Raw genomic sequence first — 11,810 nt, forward strand, 5'->3', positions numbered from 1 at the left:
CTTCGGCTTCCTCGGCGACCTCGGGTGCGACAACCTCCAGCAGGTGCCGGGCGAGCCCGGCGAGTTCGTGGCTGTTGAACTCCTCACAGAACCCGACCATCGTCGCCTGGGCTTTCGCTTCAGCCTCCCCACCCAGATCGGTGGGGAGCTTCTTCAGCACCTGGGTGACCGCTTGCGCTTGCCGCTCGTTCGCGACACCGTCGCGCAGCGCATCGCCGATCTGGGAGAACCTGGACAGGTCGGTGGCGTGGTGCAGCATCGCGGAGGCCTGGCCTCGGGTGTAGCGCAACTCCTCCGCCAACCAGCTGACGGTCGGGATGCCGTGGGCGGTCATCGCCGCCTCGCTGCGGTCGACCTGGCCGAGGACGGTGTGCACCACACCGACCAGCCTGGACTGCACCTGCAACAGATCGGCCACCAGGTCGAGCTGTTTCCGATCCGCCAGTAATGCCACCTGGTCGTAGTCGAGATCATCGAGCAAGCCGGCCACGACCGTGGCGAAATCCGCCACCGCCGTCCCTGGCTCTACCTCGATGCTCATACCGTTGACCCTAAACGTCGCCACTGACAAAAACCGTCCACCGACCGGTCAGGGATAAATCCCGTAGCCACACCAGTGATGCGATTCATGAAGACCACGATAGAGGCCGGGTCTGACACTTTTCTGCGGCAGAGCCCGTCGATGGCGCTGATTCTTAAGATGACAACACCTGGATGATTTATGACAACACTGTGACAACACCTCCATGCAGCCTGAATCAATCCAGAAGGCCAGCAAACAAGGGGTCTCCGCAAGTTCGACCGACGGGGACGCCGAATGGTCGGATCGCTGCCCCGCGCCACCCCGCGCTGCCCGCGCCACCTCGCGCTGCCCGCGCCGCCCCGCGCTGTCCGCGCCACCGTCTGTCTGGTTCCGAGATCCCGGCGTCCGCCGGGATGACGAGCGTCCGCTGGCCTCGACCGAGGGCGGCGCCTCGGGCCTGGCTGCCACGCGCGGTCCGCGAGCGGGGTCTCGGCAAGGTTCGCTAACGGTCGCCATGGCACACGACACAACCACCGGGCCGAGAGCGCGAACCGACGAATCACACGTTGCGAAGATATATGCCATAGGTATATAACTAAGGCATGGATGATTCGTCAGCCGCCGATGACCTGTTGCGGCTGGCTGGTGCTCTCTCGCGCTGGGCCAGCACGCAGGCAGGCCTCGACGTCCCGTCAGGGGTGCTGCGTCTGCTGGCCATCGTGGAAGAGCGGGGGCCCATTCGCATCGGCGATCTGGCCCACGCCGATCAGACGAGTCAGCCGGCGGTCACCCGGCAGGCGAGTCGTCTGGAAGAGCTCGGCTGGGTCGAGCGAATCGGCGATCCGGCCGATGCCCGGGCCACCCTGGTGAGCGTCACCGACGCCGGCCGATCAGCCCTTCTCGGGGCGCGACGGGCTCGCGGACGGGCCGTCGGTCGCCTTCTGGACGAAGCTGCTCTACCCGTCCAGCGCATCCGTGAGACCGCCCAACTACTCGAACAATTGCTGCAGGCCGCCCGTCGCGTGGCCGGAGAGGAATGACGCCGATGTTGCGTCAATCGCGGACCGTCTGGGCCGTCGCTTTCGCATGTGTCATCTCGTTCATGGGGATCGGCCTGGTCGACCCCATCCTGAAGCCGATCGCCGATGAGCTCGGTGCCGGCCCGTCCGAGGTGTCGTTGCTGTTCACCAGCTACATGGCCGTGATGGGCATAGCGATGCTCGGCACCGGCTGGGTGAGCAGCCGGATCGGCGCCAAATGGACGCTGCTCGCCGGCCTGGCGCTGATCATCATCGGCTCCGCTGCCGCCGGCATGCAGGACGGTGTGGCCGGCATCGTCGCGTTCCGTGCCTTGTGGGGCCTGGGTAATGCGCTCTTCATCGCCACCGCGCTGGCCACTATCGTGCGCGCCGCCACCGGCTCGGTGGGTCAGGCGATCATCCTCTACGAGGCCGCCCTGGGTGTGGGCATCGCCGCCGGTCCGCTGCTCGGCGGCTGGCTGGGCAGCATGTCCTGGCGGCTGCCGTTCTTCGGCGTCGCGGTGCTGATGGCTGTCGCGCTGGTCGCCACGCTGGTCAGTCTGCCGCCCGACCGTCCGAACGAGGGAGCGGGAACCTCACTGGGTGCCCCGCTGCGAGCACTGCGTGACCGCGGCCTGCTGACCGTCGGCATGACGGCCCTGCTGTACAACTTCGGCTTCTTCACCCTGCTGGCCTTCACGCCGTTCCCGCTGGCCATGGGTGCGCTGGCGATCGGCCTGATCTTCTTCGGCTGGGGCATCCTGCTCGCACTGTCCTCGGTGTTCCTGGCGCCCTGGGTGCAACGTCGGATCGGTACCTTCGGCGGCATCGTCGCGGCGCTGACCGGCTTCGCGCTGGTGCTGGCCACGATGGCGCTGTTCACCGAGAACAAGGTCGTGCTGGCTACCGGTGTGGTGATCGCCGGCCTGTTCCTCGGCGTCAACAACACGCTGATCACCGAGGCGGTGATGAAGATCTCGGACGCCGAGCGCAGCACCGCGTCCGCCGCCTACAGCTTCGTCCGGTTCACCGGGGGCGCGGTCGCGCCCTGGCTGGCCGGCGTGCTCGGTGAGTTCTCGCTGCATCTGCCGTTCTGGGTCGGTGCCGTCGCGGTGGCCGCCGCGATCGGGGTGCTGACCCTGGCTCGCGATCGGCTGCTGGTCGTGGACGCCGAGCCTGACCACGGTGCCGAGCCGGTCAACTCCGTGACCGAGGCCGAGGCCCTCTCCTACGGCGATTCCTGAGCCGCCGTTTCCGGCCTTCCCCCACCATCCGCTCGCCGAACTATTCAGGGCTCGCCGAACTCAGCAAGCCCTGAATAGTTCGGCGAGCGTTGGCGTGCGGAGCGGGTGGCCGGACCATCGGTGCAGGTAGTGTCGGCGCCGTCCATTAGGCTGACGTCAGACCTCACGGTTCGAGCGAACCCCGAGCCGTAGCCCGCGTGGCCCATCGACCTCTTGGAGAATTCGTGTCCACTACCGACCAGGGGCGCGTCGCCGCCGTCGTCATCATGGCGGCCGGTGCGGGTACCCGGATGAAGTCGGCCACCGCGAAGGTGTTGCACCCGCTCGCCGGCCGTTCGATGCTCAGCTATGCCGTCGACGCGGCCAGTGCACTGGAGCCGGAGCACCTGGTGGTGGTGATCGGTCATCAGCGCGAGCAGGTCCAGGCGCATCTGGACGAGATCGCACCGCAGGTGATCACCGCCGTCCAGGAGCAGCCCCGCGGCACCGGCGACGCCGTCCGCTCCGGGCTTGCCGCCCTGGGTGAACTGACCGGCGAAGTGGTGGTGACCAGCGGCGATGTTCCGCTGCTCACCGGCGAGACGCTGTGGGAGCTGGTCCGGGCGCATCGCGCCGAGGGCAATACGGCGACCCTGTTGACCACGATCGTCGACGATCCGACGGGCTACGGACGCATCGTCCGCGAGGCCGGCGAGGTCGCCCGGATCGTCGAACAACGCGACGCGTCCGACGACGAGCGGCAGATCACCGAGATCAACGCGGGAATCTACGTCTTCGACGCCGAGACCCTGCGCGCCGGAATCGCGGCGCTGAGCACCGACAACGCCCAGGGCGAGCTGTACCTGACCGACGTGATCGCCTTCGCCCGCAGTCGCGCCGGTCGGGTCGGCGGCACCGTGCTCACCGACTCGCTGCAGGCCGAGGGGGTCAACGATCGCGTTCAGCTGGCCACGTTGAGCGCCGAGCTCAACCGACGGATCCTGCGGCGCTGGATGATCGAGGGCGTCACCGTGCTCGACCCGGCGACCACCTGGGTGCACGATTCGGTCGACCTGGCCGCCGATGTCACGCTGCTGCCCGGTACTTCGCTGGAGGGCGCCACCTCGGTGGCCACCGGCGCGGTGATCGGCCCGGACACCACCCTGATCGATGTCGAGGTCGGTGCGAGCGCCCACGTGGTCCGTACGCACGCGACGCTGGCTGTGATCGGGGAGGGTGCCGAGGTGGGCCCGTTCTCCTACCTGCGCCCCGGAACGCAGCTGGGTGTCAAGGGCAAGATCGGCGCCTTCGTCGAGACCAAGAACGCCGAGATCGGCGACGGCGCCAAGGTGCCGCACCTGACCTATTGCGGTGACGCCACGGTGGGCGAGGGTGCCAACATCGGCGCCGGCACGATCTTCGCCAACTACGACGGGGTGCATAAATCGCACACCACCGTCGGCAAGGGCTCCTTCGTGGGTAGCGACTCGGTGCTGGTCGCCCCGGTCGAGATCGCCGACGGTGTCTATGTCGCCGCCGGCTCGACGATCACCTCCGCGGTCGGCCCCGGCGAGCTCGCCGTCGCCCGCGGCCAGCAACGCAACATCAGGGGCTGGGTGGCTCGAAAACGACCAGGAACCCGGACGGCGGCCGCCGCCGAAGCGGCCCTGGAGCAGGCAACCGGTCAGGAGCGCGATCAGTGAGCGGGATCAAGCGACCCACCGAGAAGCACTTGATGCTCTGCACCGGACGGGCCTATCCGGAGCTCGCCGAAGAGGTCGCGGAACTGCTCGGCGTCGAACTGGTGCCCACCCGGCAGGTCACCTACGCCAACTCCGAGATCTATGTGCGCTTCGAAGAGTCGGTGCGCGGCGCGGACGCCTTCGTCATCCAGAGCCACCCGGCGCCGGTCAACGAATGGCTGATGGAGCAGTTGATCATGATCGACGCACTCAAGCGGGCGTCGGCCAAGCGGATCACGGTGGTCTCGCCGTTCTACCCCTACGGACGCCAGGACAAGAAACACGCCGGTCGTGAGCCGATCTCGGCCCGGCTGATCGCAGATCTGTACAAGACGGCCGGGGCCAACCGGCTGATGAGCGTCGATCTGCACGCCTCGCAGATCCAGGGCTTCTTCGACGGCCCGGTCGACCACCTGTTCAGCATTCCGGTGCTCGCCGACTACGTGGCCGCGAACTACCCCCTCGACAACATGACCGTGGTCTCGCCGGACGCCGGACGGGTCAAGCTCGCCGACAACTGGTCCGACCGGCTCGGTCTGCCGCTGGCGATCATCCACAAACGGCGCGACCCGAACAAGGCCAACGAGGTGGCCGTCGGCGAGGTGGTCGGTGACGTGAAGGGTCGGGTCTGCCTGCTGGTCGACGACATGATCGACACCGCCGGCACCATCTGCCAGGCCGCTGCCGCACTGCGCGAGCACGGTGCTGCGCAGGTGATCGCCGCGGCTACCCACCCGATCCTGTCCGGTCCGGCGGCGAAGCGGCTCAACGCGTCCGCCTTCGAAGAGGTCATTGTGACCAACACGCTGCCGATCCGCGATGACCTGCACATTCCGAAGCTGACCGTGCTGTCCATCGCGCCGCTGCTGGCCAAGGCCATCCAGGAGGTCTTCGTCGACGGCTCGGTGACCTCGCTGTTCGACGGGGTCGAGTAGCCACGTCGGTCGAGCTTGCCGACATCACCGTCGGTCGCTGACCGAGGAGTCGCTGACCGAGAACGGTCGAGCCCGCTGACCGGGTTGCTCGGCCACCAGGGCCGATGTTAGATTCGACCTTGGCTGAAAGCGTTTAGCGAGATGCGCGACCAGCCTGGTTTGCGGTCGTAGTGACGTCTTCACGTATGGAGAGGCTGGCCCCGATGTTCGACCTACCCGAAGCGTGGGTGTGGGATTTCTGGATCGTGGACGACGGCGACCGGTTCCACATGTTCTTCCTGTACGCCTCGCGTGCGCTCAAGAATCCTGATGCCCGGCACTTCCGCGCCTCGATCGGTCATGCCGTCTCCACCGACCTGACCAACTGGACGCGGGTCACCGATGCGCTGGTGCGCTCCGATGCGCCGGCGATCGACGACTTGGCCACCTGGACGGGCTCGGTGACCAAGGGTCCCGACGGGCGCTGGTACATGTTCTACACCGCAGTCACCGTCGTGCCGGATGGCCGCAACGTCCAGACGATCACCTACGCCACCTCCGACGACCTGTACGAGTGGACGAAGGCCGCCGTGCCCGTGCTCAAGGGTGACCCCCGCTGGTACGAGCCGCTGACCGACGACGAACATTGGGCTGACGAGGCCTTCCGCGACCCGTGGGTCTTCCCCGACCCGGACGGCGACGGCTGGCAGATGCTGGTCACCGCGCGAGCCAACCACGGCCCCGTCGACGATCGCGGCATCGTGGCCCACGCCACCTCGCCCGACCTGGTCAATTGGACGCTGCAGCCGCCGCTGACCGAGCCAGGTCAGGGTTTCGGGCAACTGGAGGTGTGCCAGACCGTCGAACTCGACGGCGGTCACTACCTGTTGTTCAACTGCCTCGACACCGAACTCTCGGCTGCGCGCCGGGCGTCGGGGGCATCCGGGGGTGTCTGGCTGGCCCGCGCCGATTCCGCGCTCGGTCCCTATGACATCGCCGGCGCACAGATGGTCACCGACCGCAGCCAGTACGTGGGCCGGATCCTGCAGGACCGTGCCGGCCACTGGGTCTTCCTGGCCTTCCGCTACGACGCGCCCGACGGCCACTTCCTGGGCGGCATCACCGACCCGCGTCCGGTCGCCATCGAAGACGGTCAACTGGTGTTCACCGACGAGTTGGACGCCGCGAACTGACCGCCGGCGTCCGCGATCGGCGCCGATTTCGTAGCGTCCGGCAGGGCGCGATAAGCTAGTCAGGTTGCCTCGGCGAGGGGCCCAGGGCCCGTGATCGACAAGGTGTGTGCGCGATGCGCGCGCCCTCCCTCGTCCGAGATTCGAGTTGCAAGACGAGGTATGAGGAGAAGCCATCCATGGCTGAAGTGAAGATTCCCGCGGTCGCACGGACCGAATTCGGTAAGGGCGCCGCCCGTCGGACGCGTCGCGCCGGCCTGGTTCCCGCAGTGCTCTACGGTCACGGCGCCGACCCGGTGCACGTGTCGCTGCCGGGCCACGAGACGCTGCTGGCACTGCGCGTCGCGAACGCGCTGCTGTCGATCAGCGTCGACGGTGCCACCCCGCAGCTGGCGCTGCCGAAGCAGGTGCAGCGGAACCCGGTCAAGGGCACCATCGAGCACGTCGACCTGCTGATCGTGAAGCGCGGCGAGAAGGTCTCCGTCGAGGTGCCGCTGGTGGTGCTGGGCGCCGACGAGCGGGCCGACCGCATCGTCGTGATGGACCAGCAGACCATCGTGCTGGAGGCCGAAGCCACCCACATTCCGGCGTCCGTCGAGATCGACGTGACGAACCTGGAGATCGGCGATTCGATCGCCGCCAAGGACCTGAACCTGCCCGAGGGTGCCGTGTTCCCCGGCGAGCCGGACGACCTGATCCTGAGCATCACCGCCGCGAAGACCCAGGAGCAGCTGGACGCCGAGCTGGCCGGCTCCGGCGACGAGGCGGAGGCTGCGCCCGTGGAGGCTGCGGCCGAGGCCGAGTAACGCGAACGAATGCCTGTTTGGCTGGTGGTCGGGCTCGGGAATCCGGGCCCGACCTACGCGTCTCACCGACACAACGTCGGTTTCATGGTGGCCGATGAACTCGCCCGCCGAGCCGGGACCGGTTTCACCGCTCCGCGCGGCATGCGCGGCGACATCTGCGAGACCCGGATCACCTCCCTCGGTATGGGTGCGGTCGGAGCCGACGCCCAGCGGGTCGTCCTGCTGAAGCCGCGCACCTATATGAACGACTCCGGCGCCGCCGTCGCCAAGGCCTGCGCCTACTACGGGGTCAAGCCCGCCGAGGTGATCGCCGTCCACGACGAACTCGACCTGGATTTCGGACGCCTCCGGCTCAAGCGTGGCGGCGGGGACAACGGCCACAACGGCCTCAAATCCATCCGGTCGTCGCTGGGCACCGGTGATTTCCTCCGCGTCCGGTTCGGTATCGGACGGCCACCCGGCCGCCAGGCGCCGTCCGACTTCGTACTGTCGCCCTTCCCCGCCTCGCTGCGGGAGGAGTTGGCGCTGGAGGTCGATCGATCCGCGGACGCCGTCGAGACCCTCATCAACAGCGGTCTGGAAGCGGCACAGAACTCCTTCAACAGCTGAGGAGTGCCGATCGCGCACCCCACCCGTTGACCGGGAATGCACCTACCGCCGATTGAGAGCGCACCTACCGCCGATCGAGCTTGTCGAAATCCTCGTAGCCAGCGAGGTCTCGACAAGCTCGACCAACGGTAGGTCAGCGCCTCAGGTCTCGACGACAACCCGCTGTCGAAGGGGGTTGGAGGCCAGTACTAAGGTTGCCCGGTGACTTTGTCGGGACTGGTTGAACTCGTCGGCTCCGACCCCACCATCGCTCGTGCCGTTGCGGACGCGCGTCTGGGGCGTCCGCGGGCCCTCGATCTGACCGCGCCCGAAGCGCTGCGCCCGGCACTCGTCGCCGCACTGAGTGCCGGGACGGGCCGCACCAGCCTGCTGATCGCCTCCACCTACCGTGAGGCGGAGGCCGCGACCAGTTCGCTGCAGTCGCTGCTCGGTGACGAGGCCGTCGCCTACTACCCGGCCTGGGAGACACTGCCGCATGAGCGGCTGAGCCCTCGCTCGGACACCGTCGGACGCCGGCTCGAGGTGCTGCGCCGGCTGGCCGGCAACGACGAGCTGCCCGCCCCGCGGGTGGTCGTCGCGCCGGTGCGCTCGGTGCTGCAGCCCCAGGTGCGCGGCCTCGGCGAGCTGCTGCCGGTGAGCCTGCGCACGGGGGAGAGCCACGACCTCAGCGACGTGGCCCGAGCCCTGGTCAACGCCGCCTACCTCAGGGTCGACCTGGTCGAGCGACGCGGCGAGTTCGCCGTCCGCGGCGGCATCCTGGACGTCTTCCCACCCACCGAGGAGCACCCGGTCCGGGTGGACTTCTTCGGCGACGAGGTGGACGAGATCCGTACCTTCGCCGTCGCCGACCAGCGGTCGTTCGGCGATCCGCTCGGCGAGGTGGTCGCGTCGCCTTGTCGCGAGTTGCTGATCACCGACTCCGTGAAGGCCCGGGCCGCCGAACTCGCCGATCGGACCAGCGGCATCGAGGGCAACCTGTCCGAGATGCTCGACAAGATCGCCCAGGGCCACGCCGTGGACGGCATGGAGGCACTCTCCCCGGCGCTGGTGGACGGCCTCGAATTGCTGATCGACGTGTTGCCCGCCGACACCGTCGTGCTGGTCTCCGATCCCGACCGGGTCCGGGCCCGGTCGCGGGAGCTGGTCACCACCAGCCAGGAGTTCCTGCAGGCGTCCTGGGCGGCCGCGGCCTCCGGGGGCAAGGCGCCGATCGACCTGGCCGCGGGCGCCTACCGCGAACTGGCCGACGTCCGGAGCCGCGCTTTCGATCGCGGCCAGCTGTGGTGGTCGCTGTCACCCTGGGCCGCCGCGCCCGATCCGGTGGCGACGCCGATCGACGACTGGGACGAGCCGATCGAGTTGAGCGTCGGCGAGGCCGACCTGGCCGGCGTCGAGTCGCGCACTATCGAGGCCCGCGAGGGCGAGGTGTTCCGCGGCGACGCCGAAGCCGGCCTGGCTGCCGTCCGTGCCCGGGTGAACGCGGGCGACCGGGTGCTGCTGGTCGCCGACAGCCCCGGCTTGGCGACCCGGATGGGCGAGGTGCTGACCGAGGGCGGCGTCCCGGCCCGTGGTTCGCTCGACCTGTCGACGCCGCCCGAGCCCGGTGTGGCCACCGTCGTGGTCGCCGAACTGCGGCACGGCTTCACCCTGCCCGGCGTCGAACTCGCCGTCTTCACCGCGGCCGACCTGGCCGGCCAGCGCGAAGTCGACAAATCGGCCCGCCGGATGCCGGCCCGGCGCAAGAACACCATCGACCCGTTGGAGCTGACCGCCGGCGACCCGGTGGTCCACGAGACCCACGGCGTCGGACGCTACGTCGAGATGGTGCAGCGCACCGTGCAGGGCGCGACCCGCGAGTACCTGGTGCTCGAGTACGCGCCGTCCAAGCGTGGCCAGCCCGGCGACCGGTTGTTCGTCCCGATGGATCAGTTGCACCTGATCACCCGCTACATCGGTGGTGAGAACCCGACCCTGGACAAGATGGGCGGCTCCGACTGGTCCAAGCGCAAGTCCCGCGCCCGCAAGGCGGTTCGCGAGATCGCCGCCGAACTGATCAAGCTCTATGCCGCGCGGCAGGCGTCCAAGGGGCACGCGTTCGGACCTGACACGGTCTGGCAGCGTGAACTCGAGGACGCCTTCAGCTACGTCGAGACCCCCGACCAGCTGGCGGCGATCACCGAGGTCAAGGCCGACATGGAGCAGCTCGTCCCGATGGACCGGCTGATCTGTGGCGACGTCGGTTACGGCAAGACCGAGATCGCCGTCCGGGCCGCGTTCAAGGCGGTGATGGACGGCAAGCAGGTCGCCGTGCTGGTGCCCACCACGTTGCTGGTGCAGCAGCACCACGCCACCTTCGCCGACCGCTATGCCGGCTTCCCGGTGACGGTGGCCGCGCTCAGCCGCTTCTCCACCGACGCCGAGCGGAAGAAGGTGATCGCCGGACTCGCCGACGGTAGCGTCGATGTGGTGGTCGGCACCCACGGGCTTTTCGCCAACAGCGTGCAGTTCAAGGATCTCGGCCTGGTGGTGGTCGACGAGGAGCAGCGTTTCGGCGTTGAGCACAAGGAAGCGCTGAAGAAGCTGCGGCTGAACGTCGACGTGCTGTCGATGAGCGCCACCCCGATCCCGCGGACGTTGGAGATGGCGATCACCGGCATCCGCGAGATGAGCGTGATCGCCACCCCGCCGGAGGAACGCCACCCGGTGCTCACCTTCGCCGGCCCCTGGGACGAGGCGCAGGTGCGGGCCGCGATCCGTCGCGAACTGGCCCGCGAAGGTCAGGTGTTCTACATCCACAACCGGGTCAACTCGATCGAGAAGACCGCGAAGCGGATCGCCGAGGCGGTGCCCGAGGCCCGCGTCGCGGTGGCGCACGGCCAGATGAACGAGCACGCCCTGGAACAGGTGATGGTCGACTTCTGGGAGCGCCGCGCCGACGTGCTGGTCTGCACCACCATCGTCGAGGCCGGCCTGGACATCTCCAGCGCCAACACGCTGCTGATCGAACGCGCCGACCTGCTCGGCCTCTCCCAGCTGCACCAGCTGCGCGGACGGGTGGGCCGCAGCCGCGAACGGGGCTACGCCTACTTCCTGTACCCGCCGGAGAAGCCACTCACCGAGACCGCTCACGACCGGCTGGCCACCATGGCCGCGCACACCGACCTGGGCGCCGGGATGGCGATCGCGATGAAGGATCTGGAGATCCGCGGTGCCGGCAACCTGCTCGGCGGGGAACAGTCCGGGCACATCGCCGAGGTCGGCTTCGACCTGTACATCCGGCTGGTCGGCGAGGCGGTCGCCGACTTCCGCGGTGAGCAGGCCGAGCCCGAGCCGGAGATGAAGATCGAACTGCCGGTCGAGGCGCACCTGCCGGTCGACTACGTCGAATCGGAACGGCTCCGGCTGGAGATGTACAAGCGGCTCGCACTGGTCAACGACGAGGCCGGCATCACCGAGGTGCGCGACGAACTGGTCGACCGCTACGGCCCGCTGCCGGAATCGGCGGAGGCGCTGCTGGCCGTCGCCCGATTCCGGCTGCTGGCCAGGTCCAAGGGGATCACCGAGATCATCATGGCCGGCACCGCCGTCCGGTTCTCGCCGGCCGACCTGCCCGATTCGAAGCAGTTGCGGTTGAACCGGCTCTATCCCGGCTCGCAGATCCGCAAGGCGGCCGGGCATGTGCTGATCCCGCGTCCGATGACCCGCCCGATCGCCGGTCAGCCGATCGTCGACCTGCCCCTGCTCGAATGGGCCAGCACCGTCCTGAACGACATCTTCTGACCAC

General features: G+C 68.4%; 9 protein-coding genes. 8 read left to right on the forward strand and 1 reads right to left on the reverse strand.

What is annotated here, in order from left to right; translation table 11 throughout:
• On the reverse strand, nucleotides 1–541 hold a 541-nt coding region (locus Q0066_RS03005; RefSeq protein WP_298129910.1), incomplete at its 3' end, for a DUF222 domain-containing protein.
• A 584-nt stretch (nucleotides 542–1,125) separates the two neighbouring features.
• Between Q0066_RS03005 and Q0066_RS03010 the strand changes: the two genes are divergently transcribed.
• The 8 genes from Q0066_RS03010 (at nucleotide 1,126) to mfd (ending at nucleotide 11,806) form a co-directional block, all read left to right on the forward strand.
• A complete protein-coding gene (locus Q0066_RS03010; RefSeq protein ID WP_298129912.1) occupies nucleotides 1,126–1,563 on the forward strand; it encodes a MarR family transcriptional regulator in 438 nt (145 codons plus the stop codon).
• A 5-nt stretch (nucleotides 1,564–1,568) separates the two neighbouring features.
• The gene (locus tag Q0066_RS03015; RefSeq protein ID WP_298129915.1) at nucleotides 1,569–2,786 is read left to right on the forward strand and encodes an MFS transporter; all 1,218 of its coding nucleotides are present in this window, start codon (nucleotides 1,569–1,571) and stop codon (nucleotides 2,784–2,786) included.
• 224 nt (nucleotides 2,787–3,010) lie between these two features.
• Nucleotides 3,011–4,468, forward strand: coding sequence for a bifunctional UDP-N-acetylglucosamine diphosphorylase/glucosamine-1-phosphate N-acetyltransferase GlmU (gene glmU / locus Q0066_RS03020; protein WP_298129917.1), 1,458 nt, complete (start codon nucleotides 3,011–3,013; stop codon nucleotides 4,466–4,468).
• Nucleotides 4,465–5,442, forward strand: coding sequence for a ribose-phosphate diphosphokinase (locus Q0066_RS03025; RefSeq protein ID WP_298129919.1), 978 nt, complete (start codon nucleotides 4,465–4,467; stop codon nucleotides 5,440–5,442). Before glmU ends, Q0066_RS03025 begins: the two co-directional genes overlap by 4 nt.
• Before the next feature lie 203 nt (nucleotides 5,443–5,645).
• On the forward strand, nucleotides 5,646–6,614 hold the full coding sequence (locus tag Q0066_RS03030; protein WP_298129921.1) for a family 43 glycosylhydrolase: 969 nt from the start codon (nucleotides 5,646–5,648) through the stop codon (nucleotides 6,612–6,614).
• Between the two features lie 176 nt (nucleotides 6,615–6,790).
• Nucleotides 6,791–7,417 (forward strand): 50S ribosomal protein L25/general stress protein Ctc, encoded by a 627-nt coding sequence (locus Q0066_RS03035; RefSeq protein WP_298129923.1) that lies wholly within the window; start codon nucleotides 6,791–6,793, stop codon nucleotides 7,415–7,417.
• 9 nt (nucleotides 7,418–7,426) lie between these two features.
• The gene (pth, locus tag Q0066_RS03040) at nucleotides 7,427–8,026 is read left to right on the forward strand and encodes an aminoacyl-tRNA hydrolase (RefSeq protein ID WP_298129924.1); all 600 of its coding nucleotides are present in this window, start codon (nucleotides 7,427–7,429) and stop codon (nucleotides 8,024–8,026) included.
• 201 nt (nucleotides 8,027–8,227) lie between these two features.
• Nucleotides 8,228–11,806 carry a transcription-repair coupling factor gene (gene mfd / locus Q0066_RS03045; RefSeq protein WP_298129926.1) on the forward strand — a complete coding sequence of 1,193 codons (3,579 nt, stop codon included), beginning with the start codon at nucleotides 8,228–8,230 and terminating at the stop codon, nucleotides 11,804–11,806.
• Nucleotides 11,807–11,810: the final 4 nt, after the last annotated feature.

Source organism: Micropruina sp. (genome assembly GCF_027492755.1).
In the GTDB taxonomy this organism is placed as follows: domain Bacteria; phylum Actinomycetota; class Actinomycetes; order Propionibacteriales; family Propionibacteriaceae; genus Micropruina.

Bases quoted from the DNA above. Each gene is read 5' to 3' on its own strand.
- Q0066_RS03010 (WP_298129912.1), top strand. From the start codon at position 1,126: ATGGATGATTCGTCAGCCGCCGATGACCTGTTGCGGCTGGCTGGTGCT.
- Q0066_RS03015 (WP_298129915.1), top strand. From the start codon at position 1,569: ATGTTGCGTCAATCGCGGACCGTCTGGGCCGTCGCTTTCGCATGTGTC.
- Q0066_RS03030 (WP_298129921.1), top strand. From the start codon at position 5,646: ATGTTCGACCTACCCGAAGCGTGGGTGTGGGATTTCTGGATCGTGGAC.
- Q0066_RS03035 (WP_298129923.1), top strand. From the start codon at position 6,791: ATGGCTGAAGTGAAGATTCCCGCGGTCGCACGGACCGAATTCGGTAAG.
- pth (WP_298129924.1), top strand. From the start codon at position 7,427: ATGCCTGTTTGGCTGGTGGTCGGGCTCGGGAATCCGGGCCCGACCTAC.